This window comes from Paenibacillus sp. MT86 (assembly GCF_058792535.1).
Genome location: NZ_CM179499.1, coordinates 4,106,796 through 4,129,318, shown reverse-complemented (window position 1 = coordinate 4,129,318; position 22,523 = coordinate 4,106,796). Strand labels below are relative to the sequence as shown.

Below are 22,523 nucleotides of genomic sequence, written 5' to 3'. Positions count from 1 at the left end.
CTTTGTGTGTTGGTAACAATTGCTTGCGGTATAGGTTACAAAATTGTGATATATTCATGTTCGTTGACATACTACATCCGATTTACCAAGCTACATATAAGGGAGGCATCTTTAGATGTTACAACAAATGAAATCTTGGACAAGAAATCGTGGACTTAACAAAAATAATAAGATCGCTGGAAGAACAGCAAAATGGTTTACCATTACAGCCGTGGCACTCGGACTGACTTTTGCCGGAGGCGGGCTGCAAGCACATGCAAGCTCCGTGCATGTTGCTAAGAACGGCGATACGTTCTATTTCTTGTCCAAACAGTACGGCGTTAATATGGACAAGCTGATGAAAGCTAACCCAACAATAAAGGCAACGAATATTTACCAGGGGCTCAAAATCAACATACCAGGGACGGTATCGATGAACTCGTCGGCATCCGCGGCGCCAATCGCTCCAGGAAACTCCGGTTTCACGCCAAGCTTGAATGTTATCCCGCAGAATAACGTAGTCGAAGCATGGGGCAAGACGTTTAATTACAGCAAAACTTTATCCGTTAAAGCTACTGCGTATTCCTCTGCTGCAAGCGAGAACGGCGGTTGGGGCGCGGTTGACTATTTCGGGAATTCCCTTAAGCTTGGCACCATCGCCGTTGATCCCAAGGTAATTCCGCTCGGTACCAAGGTCCTTGTAACAGGACATGAGCATCCAGGATTGCCTAAAAAGGCATTTGTGGCAGAAGCACGTGATATCGGCGGAGCCATAAAAGGGAATAAGATTGATATCTTCATCCCAGGCTCCCAATCATCCGTAAATCAATTCGGCATCCAGGATATCAAATTGTTCATTATCGATTAATTCATATATTCATGATGAATCGTAAAGACGGCTTCACTGGTCAACTTCCAGTCAGCCGTCTTTTTGCGTTTATGCAGGCTCTATCGCGATTCCGGCACGTTTAACATATCCGGAAGCGTCACGAAGCTGTACCCTTTGTTTCGCAGTTCCGTTATGATGTCCGGGAGCGCATCGATGGTACCGGTAAGATCGGAACCCACGCCGCCGCCGGCATGCTGGAGAACGATCGATCCCGGGCCGACCGCAGTCATAATATTACTCTTGACCTCTTCCTTATGCAGTCCTTTCCAATCGAGGGAATCGACATTCCAATTCACGACCTTGTACCCGTTTTTGCGCGCCCATTGGAGCTGCTCTTCATTAATATCGCCATAAGGCGGTCGGATCAGCCGCGGGTCGACTCCGGTCAGCGACTTCAAAATCGTGTTGGTACGCTCAATTTGGCTTTTGAATTTCTCCAGGCTCAGCTTGTTCAGTTGGGCGTGATTGTAAGAGTGATTGCCAATAGCATGTCCTTCTTCATGAATGCGTTTCATGAGCTCAGGGTGTTTCTTGGCACGGTCTCCTACTGCAAAAAAGGTGGCCTTCACCTGCTGTTCCTTCAGCACATCGAGTACTTTTCCGGTAAATCGGGGATCCGGTACATCATCAAAGGTAAGCGCCACCTGTTTGACCCGTGGTCCGCTTGCGCGAAACGTGTCCGGGTATTTCCTCAGCAATTGGCTTAAAGACGGCGCGTCGTCTGATGGTTTGCTCTGATTTCGCTTCGAATGATCCATGACTTGGCCGGACTCCGACATGACGGAAGCATCCTGAGGTTGTGGTGTCAGATTATGTAAACCGGACGCGTTTGCCGGGATGCCCGGCACAACGAAAAAGAATGAAAGGATCCACAGCAGGCAGATTCCTGCGCGGCATCTTTTGAACATCACGATCGGCCCCTTTAGCTTTTTAGTATGGTATGCCCAGTTGGACAAACAATTATCCTCAATATGGGAATTCGACGGTTTTTAGTTTTCCCTCGGAAAGGTGTATAATAACCCCTAACAGATTTTATTACATCTTAATCATTTGGATGTGGAAGGAGATAATCGCTTGGCTGACTTGTTTACACCCTACAATTTCAAGAATTTGACCCTCAAGAACCGCATTGTTATGCCACCGATGTGTCAATATTCCGTAAAGGCCGGGGACGGGATTCCGAATGATTGGCATTTTGTGCATTACGTCAGCCGTGCCGTGGGAGGCACTGGCTTAATTATTGTGGAAATGACAGGCGTTCACCCGGACGGACGCATAACCAATCAGGATACCGGGATCTGGGACGACAATCAAATTCCTGCCTATCGCCGCATTGTCGAAGCCGTGCATTCTTATGGAACCAAGATTGGTATCCAGCTCGGCCATGCCGGCCGAAAGGCGCAGGATGCCGAGCCGTCGGTAGCCCCGTCGGCAATCCCGTTCAGTTCCCATTACAAAATGCCGAAGGCACTCTCCACTGCCGAAGTGGAAGATCTCATACAGGCCTTCAGGGAAGGAGCTCGCCGGGCTGTTGAAGCCGGATTCGACACGGTTGAGATTCATGGCGCGCATGGTTACCTGATCCATCAGTTTCATTCGCCGCTGACGAATCAACGCAGTGACGAATATGGCCAAGACCTCCCCCTGTTCGGTGAACGGGTTGTCCAGGCCGTTAAGGAAGTGCTGCCCGAAGGCATGCCGATCATCATGAGGGTATCTGCAAAAGAATATGTGGACGGCGGTTATGATGTGGAGTACTGTGCGGAAATCTGCAAACGATACCGGGATGCCGGGGTCGATATTTTTCATATCTCCTCCGGAGGAGAAGGGGTCGTCGGTTCCAATGGCGGTCCGGAAGCGAAGCCGGGTTATCAGGTCGATCTGGCTGCGGAGTTCAAACAACTGCTGAAGGTCCCAGTGATTGCAGTAGGGCTGCTTGATGATTACAATGTCGCCCAAGAGGTGGTTTTGTCGGGCAAGGCGGATATGGTAGCGATCGGAAGGGGCATGCTGCGGGATCCGTACTGGGCGGTTCATGCTGCCAAAGCGCTTGATGAAGAACAGAAAGTTCCGAAGCAGTATGAACGTGGATATTAAGAATCAGTGCGTGTTCAAAATTCAGATTTCAGCACCGATAAGGTGATCCCAAGATGACTTTTAACAACCACTAAAAAAATTTTGAAACCGTTTGGGATCATGCAACGTAAACATTTAACATATACCAGTATTTTAAAGCGAAAGCGAGAGGAAGAGAACGATGTCCATATTTAAAAGATTGCGTGACTTGACCATGTCCAATATTAACGCCATTATCGACAAGGCTGAAGACCCGATCAAGATGACGGACCAGTACATCCGCGATATGACCGAAGACCTTGAGGATGCCGAGAAGGCGGTAGCTGCCCAAATCGCCATCGAGAAACGCTTCAAAGCCCTTTATGAAGAGCAAGCTGCTCTCGTGGAAAAACGCACGCAGCAGGCTCATACGGCAGCGCAGGCGCAAAACGTTGAACTTGCCCGTCGTGCGCTGGAAGAGAAGAAGGCAGCTGAAGCCAAGCGCGACGAGTACAAAGCAAGCTACGATCAGAACAAGCTGGCAGCCGACAACCTGCGCGGCAAGCTGGAGGAAATGCGCAAGCAGCTTACAGCGATGAAGAACAAGCGCGAGACGCTGGTTGCCCGTTATAATGCGGCTAAAGCGCAAACCGAGATCAACAAAGCAATGAACGGTTTCGGGTCTGACACGGCTTCGGCCGGGTTGAAGCGGATGGAAGAAAAGATGCTGGCCATGGAAGCGCGTGCCGAAGCAAGCAACGAAATGTCGACGCGCGAGAAATCCCTCGATGAAGAGTTCGAGAACCTCGGCAAGGACAAAGCCGTTGAGGATGAGCTTGCAGCCTTGATGAAGCAATACGAGAACAAGTAATCCGGGTCTGGTGGTCTGACAGGTAAATAGTATCGATGGCGAGGGAGACGCAGCAGGGCTGAATACTACTGTGCTTCTCCTTCGCTTTTGTTTGATACCGGATATATACGGGACTACCCCTTTAAGGTTGTCTATCTTCATTTGAAGCAGTCTGATCAGGGCAAGTTGATATGTATGTTGAATGTGTGGAGGCTTAGAGATGGATTTTGATATGATCTTGCGTGTATTGCTTTGGACGGCGGTCGGCGGGCTGCTGTTGTTTGTATTGATGTTCGTGGATTCCCTGTTCACGAAATATAACGATCTTGAAGAAGTGAAAGCGGGTAACATGGCGGTAACCACTAGGCTGATCCTCAAGCTGGTCGCCCAAGGGTATATTTTATCCGTGTCGATCGGAACGTCCTATCACCTGCTGGAGGCGATTGTGGTATCGGTCGTTTCGTTTATCATATTGTTTGTTCTCGAAGCGTTGACAGAGCTCATGCTGCGCAATTTTGGCAAGCTGAACCTGGATAAGGGAACCCGCGAGGGCAAAACCGGTTACGGTTTGTTTGCAGGATCGCTGCATGTGGTCGGAGCGTTAATTATTACCGCATGCTTATAGAACGCATAATGGAGATAGGGGATTAGGAAAGATGAGTATGTGGAAAAGAATCAGCAATTTATTTAGCAAGCCCGAGCCGCCAAAGGTAGAGAAGAGCATGCTGCAGCTGGCTCCGGGCGATATTTGCGAAGTGTCTCTGGTTACTTACGAAGTCACGGGCCGCGTGCACAATCGAGGCCGCAACGCGGTCGTCCTGACGCTTCAGGATGGCAGCACCATAGCTTATCTTCACATCGAAGAACGCGAGACGGTTCAATATGCACTCTACGCGCCCATCGATGGACGCCTGGATTCGCCGGATGAGGTGCCGTCCATCATCGATCTGGACGATCATGTGTTTCATTTGGAAGAGGAGTACGGTGGACATGTTTCGATATCCGGCCGTACCGCGTTTATGCAAAGCGGGGAGCAGCACGTATGGCAGTACCAATCCGATGATTACAAGCTGCTGCGAATCGAATGGCAGAATGGACGGTTTATGCTCTATGAAGGCGAGAAAGTGATACCGGGGGACGTAAGGGTTATCCGGGCGACTTAGGAGTGGTGGCATGAAGGAACGCTCTTTTTTATCTGTAAAAATCATACTGGTACTGAGTCTGTTCGTATCTTTATTAAGCGGATGCGGAGCGCCGAATATCAAGGACACGTATCCGCTGGAGTCCGTCAATCGGGACGGAAATGCAACATCCTACGTGTATCGGGCAGCTGATAAAAGCGTTCCCGAAGTGGCGAGCGAGCTCATGGCGGCCAATACGCCGGATCAATCTTCTCCTGAGGATACGGAGCGGATGTTCTTGGTCTATGGCGATGAGTATTACCATTTGCAGCAGGATCCCCAGAAGCCGGCCGATACGCTGATCGAAATCGATTCCAAGGAATATGTTCAGCGCAATTACGATTCCAGTTTCCTGCAGGGATACTTGACCGCCGTCCTTATCGGGAATTTGTTTGATTCGATGGGCGGCGGGGGCTATCGCGGCTATACCAGCAAAGATGTGTATAAACCGGCTCAAGGGAACTATAAAAAGCCGACAAGCCAAGATAAGAAGATCGCTCCGCCGTTGACGGTTGACCGGAGCGGGAAAATTACGCGGCGCGGTCAGGATACGGTCGGCACGGGCGGAAGCCTGTTCAGACGGAATCCGGATTCGAGCGGTGACCGCGGCTCGATCAAACGCGGCGAAAGCGGCGGAAGTTTGTTCGATTCGCCGAAGAAATCGTACAAGAAGCCCAAGACCCGGATCGGATCCGGTAAGATTTCCCGAAGGGGCCGAAGGTAAAACAATTACGTTTCATGCGCATGGTCTAAGGGCCATGCGTTTTTTAATGTTTCGAAACGAAAATATACAACCGTCAGATACGTACATGCGATTTCTTGGAGATCAGCCGCTCGGTTTGAAGATTGCTCGGAATGTAGTACAGTAAGATTATCAGTCTGGGATATAGTCAGAAAGCGAGGAATGCGTTGTGAAAGATCATGAACCGATATCGCCCAAGAAGCCAAACCATAAATTCGATCGGCGTGCACTACAGGTATCAGACGCGCAAGCGTTAGCAACTTCTTATGCGGATTGCGGCCAGGAGGAGCTCATTCGGCTGCAGGACAGCGATGGCCGGGTGCTTGCATCCGATGTCGTCGCTCCCCACCCGTTCCCGGCTTTTGCCCGTTCGGGCATGGACGGTTATGCGGTGTCGTCAGCGGATTTGGCGCCATGCGATCAGGGGGAAAAGGTTTGGCTTGAGGTCGTCGACCATATCCCGTGCGGATATGTCTCCTCCGTGCCGATCGTACAAGGCAAGGCTTCCCGTATCATGACGGGCGCCCAGGTGCCCGAAGGCGCAGACGCTGTCGTGATGCTTGAAGCGACGGAGCTTCGCGTGGAGGATGGTGTAACCTATGTAGGCTTTAAGCGTTCCATCGAGAAGGGTAAGAATATTACCCCTCTCGGGTTCGAACTCCAGGAAGGCGATATGATTCTCCGCCGAGGGACTCGCATCGGGCCGGGAGAGATTTCGGTTCTGGCTACGTTTGGCATACATAAGGTTGGAGTGTATCGTCAACCGGTCGTGGGCATCTTCTCGACGGGCACCGAGCTGCTCGACATAACCGAGCCGCTTGAGCCCGGTAAAATCCGTAACAGCAACACCTATATGCTTGCATCGCAAATTCGGGAAGCGGGCGGCGTTCCGGTGATCATGGAGGCCATTCCCGATCATATCGAGCTTGCCCGTCAGAAGGTGGAGGAAGCGCTCCGGGATTATGACATCGTGGTTACGACAGGCGGCGTCTCCGTAGGCGATTACGATATTATGGGAGAGCTGGTGACATCCGGCGGATTGGACATGCTGTTTAATAAAGTCACGATGCGTCCGGGCAGCGTGACAACCGCGGCGGTGAAGGAGGGGAAGCTGCTCTTCGCGCTCTCCGGTAATCCGGGGGCATGCTTTGTCGGATTTCTGTTGTTTGTCAGACCTTCGATTCGAAAAATGCTGGGCATGGAGCAGTTGTATTTAACCGAATGGACAGCCGAGCTGGGTTCGGATTATGCAAAGGTGAATAATTTTACCCGTTTTGTCAGGGGCAGCCTCCAAGCGGTAAACGGCAAACTTGTAGCCACGCCCGCCGCCCTGGATGAATCGAGTGTCATGATCACGATCAAGGACAGCGACTGTTTGATTGTTATACCGCCAGAGCTTAGAGGGGCGGTTAAAGGCCAAGCCGTGCAGGTGCTCGTTCTTCCAGGGGGTTGGTCATGAAGGTCTTCCAGTTCTGCGGGTACAAGAACAGCGGCAAAACCACGCTCATTGCGGCTCTGATTCCGCAATTGAAACGACAGGGCATCAGGATAGCCGTCATCAAGCATGATGGGCATGGCTTTGATATGGACCGCGAAGGGACGGATACTTACAAATTCCGCGAGGCCGGAGCCGAGGGGATTGCCATTGCCTCGCCGGGCCGGACGGCCATGCTGAGGGAAACGGAGCTGGACCTCGATACGTTGATACATATGTACACTGATTATGACATGGTGCTGGTCGAAGGGTATAAGATGATGCCTCACCCAAAACTGGTGCTGCTGCGGGGAATGGAGGACAGGGGGCTGCTGGATCAGGTCGAGGAGATCCAGGGAATCGTCGTGAATCCCGACATACTAAAGGAACCGCCCGGCCTGCAGGAGATTCAGCATCGGCTGGCGGTTCCCTTGTTTACTTGGAATGAGACGGAGCGGATCGCGTCGCTTATACTATCACTGTAAAAAAACATAATTACTCGTCGGAACGCCGCTCAATCGCCTCGGACATCGTTTTGTCCGTCAAATGGGCATACACTTCGGTCGTTTCGGTGGAAGCGTGCCCCAATTGTTCTTTCGTTTTATATATGTCATTTTGAAGATAGTAATCCGTTGCAAACGAGTGCCGCAGCTTGTGCACGGTCAGGGACGGCTTGCCAAAACGCTTGGCGTATTTGATGATCATTGCCTGAATCGCCCGTTTCGTCATGCGCTGTCCTTCATTCTGGCCGTTGCGCAGCGCGACGAAGAGAGCTTTTTCTTTTTTCGGCACTTTGTAGCGGGTCTGCCGCAGCTGCAGATAATGCTCGAGATCGTCTTTGGCCTGCGCCCGGAAGTAGACCGGGGTTTTAAAGGTTTCATCGTTATTGCCCTTACGATACACATGCAGCATTTTATTGTTCAGGTCGATGTCTGCAAGATTCAAGTTGACCACTTCGGATACGCGAAGACCCGAGTTTAGAATAAGGCTGGCAATGCAGGCATCTCGGACTTTGTTCTGTTCATGCGCGTATAGAGCCTGTTTGTTATTCTCCACATCGTGCCCGTATCCTTCGTGAATGTAAGTGATGAAATCCTGAAGCTCTTCTTCTTCCAGTATTTTTCCTTTCAACTTGGCAGCCGTATCTTTGGGCTTGTGAATCCGTTTGATCTCCACTTTGGCCATGATGTTGCGTTTAAGGAGCGGGTAAAAATCCTCATCCTCCGCAATCTGGCTTAAATAATGGAACAGAGAGCGAAGCGATGACAGCTTGCGGGAAACCGTAATTCGGGAGTTGGTGCCTTCCCGGCGCGTGGTCAAATATAATCGGTAACCTGTGATGCTGTCCATGCGAAGGGTCTCCAGCTCAAGCAGCGTCACGTCTCGGTTAGAGGCGGCTTGTGACAGCCCTTCCGACCGGAGCCAATTAAAAAACGTTTCATAGTCCCTTACATATTCGAGCAGGGTGGAGGGGGAGAGATCCGGAAGTTTGTAGTCGATAAATTGCTGCACAAACCAAGGCATGGCCGGCGCTTTCTCATCGAGTCGTGCGCGGTCGATATCTTTTTGTATATTCATGTTCCACCTCGAATGATTGTCTTTATAGCGATAATCGCTGTCATTATATACTAGTGTAACATATGGAAAGTCCGTCGTGCTTAATGCCTCACACGATCGTCTCCTCGATCCGATGGCCGCTTGTGTTTCAACATAGACGGATACTATGATGAAGATGGGAAGCATTTAATATGATAGTGAAATGCCTAGGGAGGCGGCAGCATGATTTCAGAACGAGCGGAACGCATGGGAATTGAACTGGTTCCCAAACGGAAGCAAGCCGTTATCGTAAACTTGATGCAACTGTACTTGTACGATTTTACTAAATACCTGGATATCTCGGTGAACGATCAAGGATTGTTTTTACCCTATCCCGATCTCGATGAGTTCTGGAAAAAGCGGGAACGGAAATATCCATTTCTGATTACGTTTGATCAACGGCCGGCCGGTTTTGCCTTGATCGAGCGTATGGACAACGCCGCGGAAGCCGACTATTACATGACGGAATTTTTCGTTATGCAAAAATACAGACGTACGGGATTGGGGACTTGGGCGGCGACCTGGCTGTTCGATCATTTCCAGGGACGCTGGAAGGTGACGCAGGTCAGCAGCAATATACCGGCCCAGGCTTTCTGGCGAAAAGTCATCGAGTCCTATACGGGCGGGCGTTATGAGGAATACGTGGACCCCGTTCGTTTAAATCCTTCGCAATATTTCAATTCCTAGTAAGTCAGCATGAAATCAACTTTTGACGTGTTTCAACTGAATACCTGAGCTGTTTGCATATCTATAACTTGGAGGGATTCGAATGTATTTGCCCAGCTTTAATCTGGAAGGAAAAAAAGCCTTTGTAACAGGGGCGGGGCGGGGAATCGGGCGCGCGATAGCCGTAGGCTTGGCGGAGGCCGGATGCGACGTTGGCCTGATGTCCCGAACCCGAAGCGATCTGGAGGAGACCGCGGGTCTGATTGCCGGCTTGAAGAAATGTCAAGCCTATGTGCTGCCGGGCGATCTGACGATTCGGGAAGAGATGGAGGCGGCGATCCGCGAATTTGTGGACCAGGCGGGGCAAATCGATATATTGGTGAACAATGCCGGCATGAACATTCGTACGCCGGCGCTGGAAGTGACCGATGACGAATGGGACTTAATCGTGCAGACCAATTTGAAATCGGCGTTTGTCGCATCTCAAACCGCTGCCCGTTATATGAAGGAGCAGGGGAATGGAAGAATCATCAACATTTCTTCCGTAGGCGGCCATACCGCCCTACGCACGGGCGTTGTCTATGGATCGACCAAGGCTGCTCTAATCCATATGACCAAGGTGCTGGCGATGGAGTGGGCGCAGTATGGAATCCAGGTCAACGCCGTCGGGCCTTGGTATTTCCGGACGCCGCTGACCGAGAAGCTGCTGAATGACGACACTTACATGCAGGCTATCCTGGACCGGACGCCGCTAAAACGCGTAGGAAGCCTGGAAGAAGTGGTGGGGCCCGTCGTTTTCCTGGCTTCCGAAGCCGCCAATTACATGACCGGGCAGACGCTGCTGGTTGACGGCGGGCTTAGCATTTATGGATTTTGATACGGGATTCTTTTCATGGATGCAGGTGCTTGAATCCTTTGGCAATTGTATTGGAACAAAGCTTTCAAGATTATCCATAACGGGTAATGTAGAATGGTAATCATAGGGAGGAGAGTGAAGGACGATGGAACGTAGAGCATTTGGGCGGACGGATATGCAGGTCAGTGTATTGGGATTCGGCGGTGCCGAGATCGGACAGTCGGATCAGAAGACGGTGGACCGGCTGCTGCACAGCGCGATTGACGCAGGCCTTAACATGATTGATACCGCGGAATGTTACGGCCACAGCGAGGAATTGATCGGCAAAGCGCTGTCGGGCCGCAGAGATGATTATTACCTGTTTACGAAATGCGGGCATGCCTCCGGACTGGACTACCCGGATTGGGATCCGGTGATGCTTGAGCAAAGCATTGACCGGAGCTTGAAACGGCTGCAGGTGGACCACGTTGATGTCATACACCTTCACAGCTGCTCTGAGGAAATTCTGCGGCAGGGCGCTGTGATCGAGGTGCTGAAAAAAGCAAAAGAGCAGGGGAAAACGCGGTATATCGGCTACAGCGGCGATTCAACGGATGCACTGTACGCCCTTCAAACCGGCGCATTCGACAGCTTTGAAACTTCGCTGAACATTGCGGACCAGGAGGCGATCGACCTCACGATTCCCCTTGCCATGAAGCAGGGAATAGGGGTTATTGCCAAACGTCCCGTAGCCAACGTAGCCTGGAAGCATGAAACATTAAGCGAACGGGACTATGCCTATCCTTACTGGGTTCGGCTCGGCGAGCTGAACTACGATTTCCTCTCTGACGTTCAGCAAGGCGTTGAGACGGCATTACGGTTCACCCTAAGCACGCCGGGCATTGCGACGGCCATCGTGGGTACGGCAAATCCCGATCGTTGGGGGCAAAATGCCGCACTGCTCGAGAAAGGGAAATTGCCGGAGGAGGTTTACGAATCCATCCGCGGCCGCTGGAGAGAGGTTGCCGGATCCGACTGGGTAGGTAAAGTGTAGATCGCGGCTTGCTTAGAACCTGAGATTCAGACCGAATAGAGTAAGAGGTTGATGCGCCTTAAATACCGTCTTGGTATCCCGGAAGAGCTTGTCAAGATTTCTTGACAAGCTCTTTGCCGTGATGAGAGCGCGGATGCCGCGTTTCGGCAGATCGATACCGATAAAGTGGAATGATGTTTCCGGGGAGGGCCGGCCATGCGAATGGCGGGTCTTTTTTTGTTGAATAAGAGAGCATGAGCGTTTCGATGGTGAATAATTATATTAATTCAACATATGAAAAATTCATAATAGAGAAATATCAAACACTTACGTTACTCTTGCCGCTCCGACGTTCCCGCTTAACTATGCCTTAACCTAACACAATGATATGGCCTAAAAAAAGAGCTAGGGTGCGAAGAAAAGTTGACATGGAAATATTTCCCCCTGCTAAAGATGAATGTCCCCCTTTGAAAGCAATAGGGCTTGGAATAAAATTCTGGTAGACAGCAAGTGTTTGCATCAGGTTCTGAAAACATACTTAGGGGGATTAGAAATGAAAAGGACTTCCATGTTACTCATGAGTGTCATGCTGCTGCTCTCCATGTTCCTCGCAGCCTGCGGAAACAGCGGTGGCACCAACACTCCTGCCGCTGAAGGAGATGCGCCGAAGACGGAAACAACTCCGCCGGCGGAAGAGAAGAAGGATGAAGCCGCTCCGGTTTCGCTTCGCGTGTTCTCGACCTTCGGAGGTACCGACGCAGCTCGCGAAGCCTTCCAAGCCGCGTTGGATGAATTCACGAAAGAGCATCCAAACGTAAAGATTGATAACGACACCATGTCAGCAAATGATGACGGTTTCAGAACGAAAGTCAACACCGATATGAACAGCGGCAACGAGCCAGACCTGTTGTTCTACTTCATCGGGGCTGACGCAGAAGGGTTCGTCAATGCCGGCAAAGTCGTGCCGCTGAACGAAATTCTCGACGCTGACGCTGACTGGAAGAACGGATTCATTCCTGATGCGCTTGAGCTTGCCAAGCAGAAAGACGGCAACATTTACGCTGCACCTTTGACCGGCTTCTACGAAGGATTGTTCGTTAACAAAAAAATCTTCGAAGAAAACGGTCTGGAGCTCCCAACCGATTGGGCGAAGCTGACCACGGCCGTTAAGGCATTGTCCGAAAAAGGCATTATTCCTTTGTCCGTACCGTTTGACCAATCGCACTACCTGATCGAGCATACCATTTTGTCTGCGGCTGGTCCTGAAGGACAAAATAAAGGCCTGCTCGATGGCATCGATCCAAACTGGGAAAAAGCTTATGCCGCTATGAAAGAATTGTATGATCTTGGCGCATTCCCTAAAGATGCCGCAACAATCGACCTGAGTATGTCCGGCAACTATTACAGCGAAGGCCTGGCAGCCATGACCATCGAAGGATCCTGGGCCATCGGCGGCTGGAGCGACGATACTCGCGACAATTCCACGGTTGTGCCATTCCCGACGGTTCCTGGCGGCGTGGGCAGCGGCAATGATATCGTAGGCGGATTCGGTTCCGGCTTCTACCTCTCCAAAGCCACCTATGACGATGCAGCCAAAAAAGAAACAGCCATCGCTTTGCTGAAACACCTGACTTCCCCGGCGTCCATTCAAAAAATCGCTTCGGCTAACGGCGGTACACCTGCTGCTGACGTCGAAGTGACCGGATTGCCGCAAGTCGCGCTCGACGGCTTCGCTATGGCAGCAAAAGCAGCCTCCATCAGCGCACCGGTTGACAGTAAAGTTTCGCAAGAAACGTTCGGTAACCTTCGTGCCAGCGTTCAGCCTGTAGTGGAAGGCAAGAAAACTCCTACTCAAGCGATCGAAGAAGCGAAGAAAACCGAGGATGCCAACAAAAAATAGTTGTTATCAGAAACGGTAGAAATAAAAGTGACGTACGCCGCCCCTCTGCTTTCATTCGGGCGGCGTAGTCATTTCGGCATGGACGATGAAGAAAAATAAACATCAAGGGTGATTAATATGAAGGGTGATCGCAAGTACATTGTGCTGTTTTTATTACCCGCAGCGGCCATCATGACAATCTTTCTATATTATCCGTTCTTTAAGAGTTTGTATCTCAGCTTTTATCGCACAAGCGGCTTTTTCGACAAAAAGTTTGTGGGCTGGGCTAACTATGAGAGACTCGTTACGGATAAGCTGCTTGGCGCTGCAACGCTGCACACGCTGGAAATTATGCTCTATGTTATCGTGTTCCAGGTGGGAATTGCGCTAGTGCTGGCCGTCCTGGTAGATAACATATCCAAGCTGAAAGGGTTCTATCGAACCGTATTCTTCTTCCCGGTGGTTATATCCGGTACGGCTATATCTTTGTTGTTTGTGCTCTTCTACAACTACAACTTCGGTTTGCTGAACAACTTGCTGGCGAATTTCAACATCGAGAAGGTATTGTGGCTGGATGCGAAAAATGCGCTTAAAGCGGTATCGATCCCAACGGTATGGCATTATGTGGGTTTTTATTTCGTTCTGTTCTTGACCGCCATGTCCAAAATACCTTCGGATTATTATGAAGCTGCAAAATTGGAAGGAATCACGGGCCTCAAAAAAACAACGATGCTTACAATTCCGCTTATCATGAGTGACATCAAGGTCGTCATTACCCTTGCCATTACGGGTACGTTGAAGGTGTTCGAGTTCATCTGGGTCATCACGAGCGGCCAGAACGGAACCGAGGTGCTGGGGACGTACATGTACAAAAAGGCCATGGTGGACCAGAACTTTGGTTACGGATCGGCGGTTGCGATATACATGGTGGTCTTTGGCGTGCTGCTTGCGTTGATAGCCAACCGTTTGTTGAAAAGAGACGAGATTACATACTAAGCATTATAGGGGTGTACTGTTATGGAGCCAACCATCGTCGTTGAACACAAAACTCAGCGCGTTAGGAAGCATCGGTTTAGTCTAGGCACCACGTTGATGTACGTGATTTTGACAGCGTGGTCCTTAACGACCATCTATCCGTTATTCTGGATCGTGAACAACTCGTTCAAAGTATCCCGCGATGTGATGAATAATTCCTTTGGCATCGCCTGGGAACCGGTGTTTGTTAACTATCAGAACGCATTTGACCGCATTAATATCGGAAGAAGTTATATCAATAGTTTGGTGATGTCCTTCAGCACCGTATTCTTGGTATTATTGCTTGGAGGATTAGCTGCTTACGTGTTGTCCAGGTTCAACTTTCGAGGAAAGCGAACCATCTATTCCATTTTGTATGCGACGCTGCTGATTCCTGCGTTTGCAACCGTGGTTCCGGTATATGAGCTGCTTATCAAAACCAGTCTGGTCAATACATACTGGGGTTTGATCTTTCCCCAAACGGCAGGCAATCTGACGTTTGCGACCTTGGTTATTGCCGGTTACATGGCAACCATTCCGAAAGAGCTTGAAGAAGCGGCATTCATGGACGGCTGCAACCGATGGCAGATGTTTGTGAAGATCTTCGTTCCGATCTCTCAGCCCGTATTCGCGTCGGCAAGCATCTTCGTGTTTATGTGGTCGTATAACGATTTGTTCTCGGCATTGATCTTTGTGAACAAAGAGAATGTCCGTCCAATCGTTGCCTTGCTCAATGAGATCAGCTCGCAATACGGAACGGACTTTGGTCTGATGGCGACGGCAGTATCATTGACGGTTATTCCGGTTCTGATTGTATATCTGTTTATCTCGAAATATATCCAGAAAGGTCTGACCGAGGGAGCCGTCAAAGGTTAAGGAAACGGCGAACTCAACGAATAGGCAAGTCAAGAGGGGACATGAAGTCGCCTGTTTGACTTGCCTATTCGTTGTTAGGTTTCATACGAGTATTAAACTGCAGCGAGCGCGATCGGTCAATTATGGCGAGGTGAGATTATACTCGATCAAGCGGGAGAAGCCGTCTTCTCCATGGCCGGCCTGGATTGCTTTTCGGGCAATTGCTTTTGCTGCGATTAAGACGCTGCTATCAATTCCATGATGTTCGGCAGCGTGGATGATATGCTCCATGCTCGTTACATTCGAGATCAGGTTGGAACTGTCCCCAGGGTAAACGCCCCGATCCGCATCATGCGCCATATAGGTCATGATATCCGGCATAATGCGAATGATATTGTGCGCATAAGGGGCGATGTCTTCCGCAGCGATGTTCTCCGCCCGTGCAATGGCCAGCGCGTGCACATAACCGCTAATGGCTGTCCAGAACACATCTAGCAGCGCCACGTCATATGCCGCTGCACGACCCGGATCCTCGCCCAGGAACGAAGCGGTTCCGCCCAGGCTGGCGAGTATACGATGATGGCTGCGATAAACGTCTTCTGGCCCGCTGTACAAAATGACGGCCGAAGGCTCCCCAATCGTAGGTATCGGCGTCATGATGGCGCCATCGATGTAGTCAATTCCGTTGCGGTAAGCCCATTCCGCCATTTCCCGCGCACGTTCAGGTACGTCGGCTGTCAGGTTTATAAGCGTTTTTCCTTTCAATGCACTTGTCTCAGAAGACAGAACGGCGTTCGCCGCATCATAGTTGAGTACGCAGATGATAATAAGCTGACTGGCAAGCACCGCATCCTTAACGGACGGAGCCAGCACGGCACCTTGCTTTACCAGCGAGTCAGCCTTTGCCGATGTCCGGTTCCACACCGTTGTGGAATGGCCGCTCCTGATAAATGCACCGGCCAGGGCTTGCCCCATGGGTCCGAGCCCCAGCACCGTTACGGCGGTTTGGCTGCCGTTTGCCGGCGTTTGCCGAGTTTCGGATTCGAGCATTTGTTCTTGATGTTGTTTCGATGGTTTCATTGTATACCTCCTTAAGGATTAGCTTCGAATACAGTGTAGACCTTGACACTAATGACAAGGTCAACGATTTTTTACAACCCTAGCGGAGAGAATAATATTTCAACATATGAAAAATTCATAAAAGTACTAGTAACACGTTCTACCATCAGTGGAGCATGCTTACGGCTGAATCCGAACTTATTGACAAACGAAAGAGGAAAAAGCATTGAAACTAACCAAAATAAAGTTGTTGACAATAACATAGTTCAATGTTAATTTGTATATACAAATGAGAGGTGGCTGGATATGAATATCGATGATTCCATTTTAAGCTCGTGCCTGTTTTTTACGTCAAATCGGTTTGCACGTTCCATGACCAAGATGGCGGAGGATGCATTTGCAAAGGCCGGCTTATCCCCAACGTACTCCTATGTGCTGGTGGTGATCCATCAATATCCCGGAATTACGCAGAAAGAGCTTAGCGATAAATTGTCGATTGCTCCATCCACAAGCACCCGATTCATTGATAAGCTGGAGGAGAAACTTCTGGTAAAGCGCAAATCCGAATGGAAGGAAACGCATATTTTCTTGACGGACGAGGGGATGGCGTTATACCGGGAGCTGAACCAATATTTTGAAAAGTTATACGGAGAGTATGTCACCCTCTTGGGGAAGGAGCATAGCGAACAGTTAGCGAAACTTCTCCATGAATCCAGCGAATTGCTGAAAAGGGGAATGTAGCCTCTGTCTTTTTCACCACTCATTTGTACATACAATTGATAAAGGAGAGATTCGAAATGCAGATTGGTATTATCGGTGCGACAGGGAAAGCGGGAAATCTGATTCTCAAGGAGGCACAAGCACGCGGTCATGAAGTAACGGCGATCGTGCGTAATGCATCCAAAATCTCCGATTCCAGCATAAACATTTTGGAGAAGAACGTGCTGGATCTGACCAGCGCCGATCTTCAGCGGTTCGACGTTGTCGTGAATGCATTTGGCGCGGCGCCTGGACAGGAGACTCAATATGTGGAAGTAGGCCGGGTGCTGATACAAGCATTAAAAGGCACGGATACCAGACTGTTTGTTGTCGGAGGAGCCGGCAGCTTGTTTGTGGACGAAGCCAAAACGCTTCGACTTTTAGAAACGCCCGATTTTCCGAAGGAATATTATCCGACGGCATTCCATGCCGGCGAGAATTTGAAGGACCTGGAACAAACTACGGATGTAAAATGGACGTATCTTAGTCCGGCAGCGTTCTTTAATCCGGAAGGTCGGCGGACAGGGAGTTATCAGGAGGGCAAAGATCAAGTCATTGGCAACGCTAGCGGTAAAAGCTACGTCAGCTATGCCGATTACGTCATCGCGGTGCTCGATGAGCTTGAGCAGCCCAAACATCTCAACGAGCGCTATACGGTCGTTTCCGAGGCTTAACAGGCCCGGACATGCGGCCTTCATATAGATCTTTGAATAAGCTGGTTTCTTAACCGAAATCAGCTTATTTCTTTTTTTATGTTATTTCAACATATGAAAAATTCACAATAGAAAACACCTCAAGCGATATCTAGCTACTTCCTCTTAAATGCAGCCCGACCACTTACAAAGCACCCATGATATAGGTTTAAACAAGGAAAAACCCCATTACGATATCGCAATTCAGGCATCTATAAGTATTAGATAAGATGAGTCAAAACAACCTGCAAACAACGGTTATTGCATGCAAGTTGTTTTGAACGGTGCTTCTGTTGGCTGTCCTTGTTGTTATCCGTCTGATTCACAAGAAACGAATATTGATATCGCGCAGGCGGCCGGGAGACATTTTCGGCATCTTAATTTGAAGCGTAGGCTGTCTATAGGTCGCAATGGATTGCGCAGGCAGTATGGGGACGGGTAAAGATATGGTTTGGTGTTGTTCTTTTGGCAAGCCGTTGATTTTGATCTGCGTCCGGTTCAGCTGAATCCATAAATTTTCCGGATGGATGCGTTTGGGCACATAACATTTCACGACCAGAAAGTTATGAGTATAAACGTTTCATAGCGAAGCGAGTGCGGGTCCGGTAGAATTTCGTTTCCGGCAGTCGCTTTTCGGATCGTATCCTTTACATAATCCTCAATGATCGTGGGATCTAACTGATAATCCTCATTGAGATGATTCAGATCCTTAAATGGAAAGGAATTGTTGTTAAAGAAAGAGTCCTGTGTCAACCAGTCCGGCTTTTTGGATCTTGAGCTCACGATAATCCCTCCTACGTTCTTTGTTCCAGTGTATGGGCGAAGGAATGTTATAGTGACATCTGGGCATCCGACCACATAGAATAAATCGAAGCGGACGATTTTGAATAAAGAGGTGGAATTGTGGTTTCAATTATCGGCAATATGAAAATCGTAAACGTGGGCCCCAGTTCTACGGTATTAGTTGGAAATACAGGAGTCATCGATTTAAACAGCACGACAAAAGCTTATTCCGGCGCCAACTCGTTCACCACCGGCGATACTATTGGTGTGAATACTACAAACAACCAGGCCAGCAGCACGAATACATTCGATCCGGACTTGATTGATTCGCCAAATGTTTAATTAAGGTTGTGAGCCCCAGTGAATCTAACGGTACATCAATGCATTAATATACAGCAGCTTCGGGTTGACGCGGTGACCAATTCCTCGGTGCTTCAGATTGGAACCGCAGGTGAGATCCGCGCATTATCCAATATATATAACACGGGCGGTTTTACGGGCCCTGCTCCGGAGTTCGAGCCTCCGAATAATATGGCCCCCCTGGTTCCGTTACCTGCGCCGATTGAAGATCTATATCGGCCAGAATGAGGCTCATATCATACGCATACAATCATTAGGGAGCGGGGGGAGATGCTATGTATCAATACCATATCCAGCAATTGTTCCATTGCCTTCAATCCCAGACGGAGCAGCTTAACAGAATGGAACAAATGCTAAAGGAAATACGTAATGAAATAAATCAATTACAGCAGGGCAATCAAAAGTCGACGGATCACGTCGAATATAATTTTGATTTATTGAAAATCGAAAAATTGGAAGGAACCTTAAACATTGGACTGACACCCTCAGATGGGAAGTCTCTGGGGGATATCACCGTCAATGGCCAGCCGGCAGAACAATTACAGGCGGTAGCTGCCGGAAGGGATCTTTACTCAAACATACATCAGCAGGTATCAAGCCACTTGGAACATGCAGTGCCGGCGCGACTCGAGCAAATGAATCCCCAGTCCAATCACGAACTTGGAGATCAATATGCTTCGGTGATGATAGAAGATATCCGAAAACAACTCGGAGATCGCATCAACGTTTACTTACAGCAATACCACTCGAACAGTACCGCGATAAATCCAGGTGATGTTGAGCAAATGATCGCAAATCAAATGAAAAAAGAAATCGATACGGCAGTCGAGCATCATCTTCATAATTTGCAACAAGGAAAGAGGAATACGAATGAAAATGACGGTCATCAATAAAGAGCTCCGGGTTGGTTCGATCCGTATTACGGCGATCTCCAGCTCATCCGTGCTGTTGATCGGAGATACCCGGGTCATTAATAGCAGTTCCATCTACGACACTCCTTCCGAATCCCTGCAGATCACCCCGCTCGTTCCGTTATCACCGGCTACCGCACCATGAAGCGCCATGTACTCGTTGATAACGTATATATCAACAATATCTCTAATAGTTCGGCGTGCATTTGCGGCGAATCGGGACATATCGATGCCTATACCCGGGCATTGGCGATTCAACGTCAAGTTCCGGTTTTTTTTGAGGACGAAGGCAATTATGAGGACTATCCGATTTTTTCGAGATCCATACCTGCATGGCAGCTTCCGTCAGAAGTAGACTTAGACGTTATACATGACCATAAAACGATTCATGTGGGATGCCTGGACGTGATATCGACAGCGTCTGCATCGGTTGTGCAGGTAGGTTCGAACGATACGATGGAATTGGAATCAAGGGTGAAGGCGATCAGGCACTTTATTACGGATGCGTCCCAAGAATTAAAGGATTATAAAGGCGTCATTGTCAGAAAGAGCCCACGCTAGTGTGCGGCAAAAAACAGGAGGAGCTTCATAAGCTCCTCCTGTTTTTTTGCGGTCTGAAGTTTATTCTCCTTGCTGGTGGGCAGCCTCGTCTTTAATCTCATCCCGGAAGCCGGAAATACTCTTTTCGCGACGAGCATTGCGGTCTTGAATCTGTTCTTTCTCGCTTGCGGGAATCTCATCCCCGAACTCCTGAAGATAATCTTCTGCCTCGCGGAAGTTCTCGATCGTGTTTTGGACGGCCTGCTGCAAATGTTCGACATTGTCTTCGCGATTATCAGGTTTAGCCATGAAAGTTCACCTCCTTGTATGTAATGATCTTGCTCATTCGCACACCTCAAAAGTCTTCCATAATCGAAACATCCTTATGCATCTGAGAATGACGCTATCAAAAAAGCTACAGTATTGTAAATTTTGCAAGCCGGTTCTTTACATTTCCGTAGGATGTAATATGTTATAATGTCGAAAAAGCAGACTTGCCGGCATGACATCGAATAAGAGGAGGAAGAATTCTTGATATCTAGACGTTTTATATTCTGGCTCGGTATGCTGATGATGATTGTATTCATGTTAGCAGCCTGTACCTCAGAACCGATAAAACAACAACAGCAAACTTCTACTGTAGAAGACCCTCCTGAATCAATTGAAGATGAAGAAGAAGGTCAGACCATCACACTAGTAACGCCGGATACGGCCATGAAAGCACCTGAGGAAAAAAGCAAATATCAGATACATACACGGTTGACGGATTTCCATCTGCTCAATGAGTCAACGGGGATTGCTTGGGGGATCACGAACACAGAACTGCGTCTCTATCAGACCGAAGATTACGGTGAGACCTGGGTCGATATCTCTCCATCATCCAATGTCCAATTCGTTGATAAGCTGGAGTATGGGAAAGACATCGTGTTCACGGATAAAAATCATGGTTGGATTATACGAAACAAACAGAGATCCGCCGAAACGATCCTGCTCAATACGACCGACGGGGGCGGCAGCTGGAAGCTCTCTTCGCTTCCGGAGACGGGAGTCGTTACGGCAATGTCCTTCGTTTCATCCCAGCAGGGATGGATTATGGCGAAAGGCGATCTCTCCCGGGGATCGGAAGAGAAGTCGCTGTTTCACACCAGCAATAATGGCGGAGTATGGGAGGAGATTATGCAGAATACGGAGTATCCGACATCCCGAATTCCGGGAAGCGTCATTCCGCGAACCGGATCCGTCATCGGATTAACGTTCACGGATTCGCTTGTCGGGTTTGCAACCATCCGTGAAATGCAATCTTCCAAGTTGTATATAACACGTGACGGAGGACAGAAGTGGAAGTCTTCCGGCCAAGTATTCAAAAGCAAGCTGCTGGATGCGTGCGGTTCCGTTTTTGCCGGGACTCCCAAGTATCTGGGCAAAGGTGGAAGCGGAAGCGAGATTTATATACCGGTTACCTGCGTGAAGGAAGATCAGGCGAACTATTTGGGTTACTTTACGGCCGATACGGGGAAGTCATGGAATTTGGTGTCGTTCCCCATGACGGGAAATAGCGGGAAGGGAACCATCCAGCCTGTCTTCCGTCGTCTGCATGACGGATGGAGAATGGTGAACGGCATCGTCTATCATACGAGCGATATGGGCAAGACCTGGACACCATTCCCTAGAAGCAAGCTGTTGTCCGATAATCTTGCAAAATATCCGAATGTGGTCAAATTGCAATTCACATCGTCGGATGTCGGCTGGATGCTGATTGAAACGACGGACAAAAACCGATCGCGCCTGATGAAAAGCAGTGACGGCGGCGTAACCTGGCAGGGGTTGTAATATCGACTAATAACCTACAAGCTGGATCTGATTCGCCAATCGAAAACTCTCTCGATGACGAAGGCTTTATCGGCTAAAACCAACGGTTCCGATAAAGCCTTTATAAACATATTATATTGTGAAATAAATCACAAATAAAATTCAACCTGTATGCTACTATAAAGATGTAATCAGGTACGTCAAAAAGTTTGGAAGGGGACGATCCTTATGCATACCGATCAAATGACGATAAATTACCTTCGCTTGTGCTACCATTGCGATGATGCATGTTTATGTCAGACGGAGGAGCAATGTCTGGCTTGCTGGAACGAGCAGGACATGGCACCGCAGGACCATGAAATGACGGGACAAGAAGAAACGATGAAGTGGATGAGATTGGCTTACGATTAAGCGGGTATGAACAAGATGAAGACAATGAATGGATCAGGGCGTTATAAGGTTCCGTGAAGAAGCTGATGACTGGCACATTGCCGGCATCAGCTTTTTTTGGCGCTCCCAGAAAGGGACAAGTTCTTTAAAATTTCAATCAAACTTTCCATGA

The 22,523-nt window shown here is 49.2% G+C and carries 29 protein-coding genes; 23 read left to right on the top strand and 6 right to left on the bottom strand.

All coding sequences use genetic code 11. The features are described 5' to 3' along the window. Positions 1 to 115: 115 nt before the first annotated feature. Positions 116 to 847, top strand: a complete 732-nt coding sequence (locus AC3RCL_RS18265; RefSeq protein WP_492531202.1) for a 3D domain-containing protein — start codon at positions 116 to 118, stop codon at positions 845 to 847. A gap of 80 nt (positions 848 to 927) precedes the next feature. Here AC3RCL_RS18265 and AC3RCL_RS18260 read toward each other — a convergent pair whose 3' ends face one another. Continuing rightward, positions 928 to 1,776, bottom strand: coding sequence for a polysaccharide deacetylase family protein (locus tag AC3RCL_RS18260; protein WP_492531200.1), 849 nt, complete (start codon positions 1,774 to 1,776; stop codon positions 928 to 930). A 166-nt stretch (positions 1,777 to 1,942) separates the two neighbouring features. Here AC3RCL_RS18260 and AC3RCL_RS18255 point away from each other — a divergent pair, with 166 nt between their 5' ends. From AC3RCL_RS18255 to mobB, 7 genes are all read left to right on the top strand, one after another. After that, positions 1,943 to 2,965: an NADH:flavin oxidoreductase/NADH oxidase gene (locus AC3RCL_RS18255; protein ID WP_036665360.1), complete on the top strand. Its 1,023-nt coding sequence runs from the start codon at positions 1,943 to 1,945 to the stop codon at positions 2,963 to 2,965. Positions 2,966 to 3,125: 160 nt separating this feature from the next. Next, positions 3,126 to 3,794, top strand: a complete 669-nt coding sequence (locus AC3RCL_RS18250) for a PspA/IM30 family protein (RefSeq protein WP_009589445.1) — start codon at positions 3,126 to 3,128, stop codon at positions 3,792 to 3,794. 199 nt (positions 3,795 to 3,993) lie between these two features. Beyond that, positions 3,994 to 4,398: a DUF350 domain-containing protein gene (locus AC3RCL_RS18245; protein ID WP_009589371.1), complete on the top strand. Its 405-nt coding sequence runs from the start codon at positions 3,994 to 3,996 to the stop codon at positions 4,396 to 4,398. A gap of 31 nt (positions 4,399 to 4,429) precedes the next feature. Further along, positions 4,430 to 4,936: a DUF4178 domain-containing protein gene (locus AC3RCL_RS18240; RefSeq protein WP_009589430.1), complete on the top strand. Its 507-nt coding sequence runs from the start codon at positions 4,430 to 4,432 to the stop codon at positions 4,934 to 4,936. A gap of 10 nt (positions 4,937 to 4,946) precedes the next feature. Then, entirely contained in the window at positions 4,947 to 5,678 is a 732-nt protein-coding gene (locus AC3RCL_RS18235) for a DUF4247 domain-containing protein (protein ID WP_015734720.1), read from the top strand. A gap of 187 nt (positions 5,679 to 5,865) precedes the next feature. Then, positions 5,866 to 7,155, top strand: a complete 1,290-nt coding sequence (locus AC3RCL_RS18230) for a molybdopterin molybdotransferase MoeA (protein ID WP_213577944.1) — start codon at positions 5,866 to 5,868, stop codon at positions 7,153 to 7,155. Continuing rightward, complete coding sequence (gene mobB, locus AC3RCL_RS18225) at positions 7,152 to 7,655, top strand: molybdopterin-guanine dinucleotide biosynthesis protein B (protein WP_492531196.1); 504 nt, start codon at positions 7,152 to 7,154, stop codon at positions 7,653 to 7,655. The genes AC3RCL_RS18230 and mobB overlap by 4 nt, the downstream gene beginning before the upstream one ends. A gap of 10 nt (positions 7,656 to 7,665) precedes the next feature. On the opposite strand, the gene xerS is transcribed toward mobB, so the two are convergent. After that, entirely contained in the window at positions 7,666 to 8,748 is a 1,083-nt protein-coding gene (xerS, locus tag AC3RCL_RS18220) for a tyrosine recombinase XerS (protein WP_015734723.1), read from the bottom strand. Between the two features lie 201 nt (positions 8,749 to 8,949). On the opposite strand from xerS, the gene AC3RCL_RS18215 reads away from it, so the two are divergent. The 6 genes from AC3RCL_RS18215 to AC3RCL_RS18190 all read left to right on the top strand — a co-directional run bounded on the left by AC3RCL_RS18215 (position 8,950) and on the right by AC3RCL_RS18190 (position 15,069). Next, positions 8,950 to 9,453: a GNAT family N-acetyltransferase gene (locus AC3RCL_RS18215; protein ID WP_213577947.1), complete on the top strand. Its 504-nt coding sequence runs from the start codon at positions 8,950 to 8,952 to the stop codon at positions 9,451 to 9,453. 82 nt (positions 9,454 to 9,535) lie between these two features. Continuing rightward, positions 9,536 to 10,309: an SDR family NAD(P)-dependent oxidoreductase gene (locus AC3RCL_RS18210; protein ID WP_492531193.1), complete on the top strand. Its 774-nt coding sequence runs from the start codon at positions 9,536 to 9,538 to the stop codon at positions 10,307 to 10,309. 124 nt (positions 10,310 to 10,433) lie between these two features. After that, a complete protein-coding gene (locus AC3RCL_RS18205) occupies positions 10,434 to 11,321 on the top strand; it encodes an aldo/keto reductase (RefSeq protein WP_192572321.1) in 888 nt (295 codons plus the stop codon). A gap of 532 nt (positions 11,322 to 11,853) precedes the next feature. Then, positions 11,854 to 13,200, top strand: a complete 1,347-nt coding sequence (locus tag AC3RCL_RS18200) for an ABC transporter substrate-binding protein (RefSeq protein WP_096773417.1) — start codon at positions 11,854 to 11,856, stop codon at positions 13,198 to 13,200. A gap of 117 nt (positions 13,201 to 13,317) precedes the next feature. Beyond that, positions 13,318 to 14,175: a carbohydrate ABC transporter permease gene (locus tag AC3RCL_RS18195; protein WP_009589479.1), complete on the top strand. Its 858-nt coding sequence runs from the start codon at positions 13,318 to 13,320 to the stop codon at positions 14,173 to 14,175. A 21-nt stretch (positions 14,176 to 14,196) separates the two neighbouring features. Next, positions 14,197 to 15,069, top strand: a complete 873-nt coding sequence (locus AC3RCL_RS18190) for a carbohydrate ABC transporter permease (RefSeq protein WP_096773418.1) — start codon at positions 14,197 to 14,199, stop codon at positions 15,067 to 15,069. A gap of 120 nt (positions 15,070 to 15,189) precedes the next feature. Here the strand turns inward: AC3RCL_RS18190 and AC3RCL_RS18185 are convergent, their stop codons facing one another. Continuing rightward, the gene (locus AC3RCL_RS18185; RefSeq protein ID WP_492531190.1) at positions 15,190 to 16,128 is read right to left on the bottom strand and encodes an NAD(P)-dependent oxidoreductase; all 939 of its coding nucleotides are present in this window, start codon (positions 16,126 to 16,128) and stop codon (positions 15,190 to 15,192) included. 285 nt (positions 16,129 to 16,413) lie between these two features. Here AC3RCL_RS18185 and AC3RCL_RS18180 point away from each other — a divergent pair, with 285 nt between their 5' ends. Together AC3RCL_RS18180 and AC3RCL_RS18175 are read left to right on the top strand one after the other, a co-directional pair. Further along, positions 16,414 to 16,848, top strand: coding sequence for a MarR family winged helix-turn-helix transcriptional regulator (locus AC3RCL_RS18180; RefSeq protein ID WP_096773420.1), 435 nt, complete (start codon positions 16,414 to 16,416; stop codon positions 16,846 to 16,848). Between the two features lie 56 nt (positions 16,849 to 16,904). Continuing rightward, a complete protein-coding gene (locus AC3RCL_RS18175; protein WP_213577953.1) occupies positions 16,905 to 17,540 on the top strand; it encodes an NAD(P)-dependent oxidoreductase in 636 nt (211 codons plus the stop codon). A 340-nt stretch (positions 17,541 to 17,880) separates the two neighbouring features. Here the strand turns inward: AC3RCL_RS18175 and AC3RCL_RS18170 are convergent, their stop codons facing one another. After that, entirely contained in the window at positions 17,881 to 18,099 is a 219-nt protein-coding gene (locus AC3RCL_RS18170) for an alpha-crystallin domain-containing protein (protein ID WP_492531187.1), read from the bottom strand. An 8-nt stretch (positions 18,100 to 18,107) separates the two neighbouring features. Next, positions 18,108 to 18,341, bottom strand: coding sequence for a hypothetical protein (locus AC3RCL_RS18165; RefSeq protein WP_492531185.1), 234 nt, complete (start codon positions 18,339 to 18,341; stop codon positions 18,108 to 18,110). Between the two features lie 120 nt (positions 18,342 to 18,461). On the opposite strand from AC3RCL_RS18165, the gene AC3RCL_RS18160 reads away from it, so the two are divergent. The 5 genes from AC3RCL_RS18160 to AC3RCL_RS18140 are packed head-to-tail and all read left to right on the top strand — an operon-like array spanning position 18,462 to position 20,173. Next, positions 18,462 to 18,683 (top strand): spore germination protein, encoded by a 222-nt coding sequence (locus tag AC3RCL_RS18160; protein WP_090911556.1) that lies wholly within the window; start codon positions 18,462 to 18,464, stop codon positions 18,681 to 18,683. 18 nt (positions 18,684 to 18,701) lie between these two features. Then, on the top strand, positions 18,702 to 18,929 hold the full coding sequence (locus tag AC3RCL_RS18155) for a spore germination protein GerPB (RefSeq protein WP_096773422.1): 228 nt from the start codon (positions 18,702 to 18,704) through the stop codon (positions 18,927 to 18,929). Between the two features lie 47 nt (positions 18,930 to 18,976). Then, positions 18,977 to 19,594, top strand: a complete 618-nt coding sequence (gene gerPC / locus AC3RCL_RS18150; RefSeq protein WP_213577958.1) for a spore germination protein GerPC — start codon at positions 18,977 to 18,979, stop codon at positions 19,592 to 19,594. Continuing rightward, complete coding sequence (locus AC3RCL_RS18145) at positions 19,572 to 19,757, top strand: spore germination protein GerPD (RefSeq protein ID WP_015734741.1); 186 nt, start codon at positions 19,572 to 19,574, stop codon at positions 19,755 to 19,757. Before gerPC ends, AC3RCL_RS18145 begins: the two co-directional genes overlap by 23 nt. Further along, entirely contained in the window at positions 19,754 to 20,173 is a 420-nt protein-coding gene (locus AC3RCL_RS18140) for a spore germination protein GerPE (RefSeq protein ID WP_492531182.1), read from the top strand. The genes AC3RCL_RS18145 and AC3RCL_RS18140 overlap by 4 nt, the downstream gene beginning before the upstream one ends. Positions 20,174 to 20,233: 60 nt before the next feature. Here the strand turns inward: AC3RCL_RS18140 and tlp are convergent, their stop codons facing one another. Next, on the bottom strand, positions 20,234 to 20,461 hold the full coding sequence (tlp, locus tag AC3RCL_RS18135) for a small acid-soluble spore protein Tlp (RefSeq protein ID WP_492531180.1): 228 nt from the start codon (positions 20,459 to 20,461) through the stop codon (positions 20,234 to 20,236). A gap of 222 nt (positions 20,462 to 20,683) precedes the next feature. On the opposite strand from tlp, the gene AC3RCL_RS18130 reads away from it, so the two are divergent. Both AC3RCL_RS18130 and AC3RCL_RS18125 read left to right on the top strand, forming a co-directional pair. Next, positions 20,684 to 21,982: a WD40/YVTN/BNR-like repeat-containing protein gene (locus AC3RCL_RS18130; RefSeq protein ID WP_492531178.1), complete on the top strand. Its 1,299-nt coding sequence runs from the start codon at positions 20,684 to 20,686 to the stop codon at positions 21,980 to 21,982. A gap of 207 nt (positions 21,983 to 22,189) precedes the next feature. Next, a complete protein-coding gene (locus tag AC3RCL_RS18125) occupies positions 22,190 to 22,372 on the top strand; it encodes a hypothetical protein (protein ID WP_492531176.1) in 183 nt (60 codons plus the stop codon). The last annotated feature ends 151 nt before the right edge of the window (positions 22,373 to 22,523 follow it).

Coding starts and splice junctions, on each gene's coding strand:
- AC3RCL_RS18265 (WP_492531202.1), top strand. CDS start 116: ATGTTACAACAAATGAAATCTTGGACAAGAAATCGTGGACTTAACAAA.
- AC3RCL_RS18260 (WP_492531200.1), bottom strand. CDS start 1,776: ATGTTCAAAAGATGCCGCGCAGGAATCTGCCTGCTGTGGATCCTTTCA.
- AC3RCL_RS18250 (WP_009589445.1), top strand. CDS start 3,126: ATGTCCATATTTAAAAGATTGCGTGACTTGACCATGTCCAATATTAAC.
- AC3RCL_RS18245 (WP_009589371.1), top strand. CDS start 3,994: ATGGATTTTGATATGATCTTGCGTGTATTGCTTTGGACGGCGGTCGGC.
- AC3RCL_RS18240 (WP_009589430.1), top strand. CDS start 4,430: ATGAGTATGTGGAAAAGAATCAGCAATTTATTTAGCAAGCCCGAGCCG.
- AC3RCL_RS18235 (WP_015734720.1), top strand. CDS start 4,947: ATGAAGGAACGCTCTTTTTTATCTGTAAAAATCATACTGGTACTGAGT.
- mobB (WP_492531196.1), top strand. CDS start 7,152: ATGAAGGTCTTCCAGTTCTGCGGGTACAAGAACAGCGGCAAAACCACG.
- xerS (WP_015734723.1), bottom strand. CDS start 8,748: ATGAATATACAAAAAGATATCGACCGCGCACGACTCGATGAGAAAGCG.
- AC3RCL_RS18215 (WP_213577947.1), top strand. CDS start 8,950: ATGATTTCAGAACGAGCGGAACGCATGGGAATTGAACTGGTTCCCAAA.
- AC3RCL_RS18210 (WP_492531193.1), top strand. CDS start 9,536: ATGTATTTGCCCAGCTTTAATCTGGAAGGAAAAAAAGCCTTTGTAACA.
- AC3RCL_RS18205 (WP_192572321.1), top strand. CDS start 10,434: ATGGAACGTAGAGCATTTGGGCGGACGGATATGCAGGTCAGTGTATTG.
- AC3RCL_RS18200 (WP_096773417.1), top strand. CDS start 11,854: ATGAAAAGGACTTCCATGTTACTCATGAGTGTCATGCTGCTGCTCTCC.
- AC3RCL_RS18195 (WP_009589479.1), top strand. CDS start 13,318: ATGAAGGGTGATCGCAAGTACATTGTGCTGTTTTTATTACCCGCAGCG.
- AC3RCL_RS18190 (WP_096773418.1), top strand. CDS start 14,197: ATGGAGCCAACCATCGTCGTTGAACACAAAACTCAGCGCGTTAGGAAG.
- AC3RCL_RS18185 (WP_492531190.1), bottom strand. CDS start 16,128: ATGAAACCATCGAAACAACATCAAGAACAAATGCTCGAATCCGAAACT.
- AC3RCL_RS18180 (WP_096773420.1), top strand. CDS start 16,414: ATGAATATCGATGATTCCATTTTAAGCTCGTGCCTGTTTTTTACGTCA.
- AC3RCL_RS18175 (WP_213577953.1), top strand. CDS start 16,905: ATGCAGATTGGTATTATCGGTGCGACAGGGAAAGCGGGAAATCTGATT.
- gerPC (WP_213577958.1), top strand. CDS start 18,977: ATGTATCAATACCATATCCAGCAATTGTTCCATTGCCTTCAATCCCAG.
- AC3RCL_RS18145 (WP_015734741.1), top strand. CDS start 19,572: ATGAAAATGACGGTCATCAATAAAGAGCTCCGGGTTGGTTCGATCCGT.
- AC3RCL_RS18140 (WP_492531182.1), top strand. CDS start 19,754: ATGAAGCGCCATGTACTCGTTGATAACGTATATATCAACAATATCTCT.
- tlp (WP_492531180.1), bottom strand. CDS start 20,461: ATGGCTAAACCTGATAATCGCGAAGACAATGTCGAACATTTGCAGCAG.
- AC3RCL_RS18125 (WP_492531176.1), top strand. CDS start 22,190: ATGCATACCGATCAAATGACGATAAATTACCTTCGCTTGTGCTACCAT.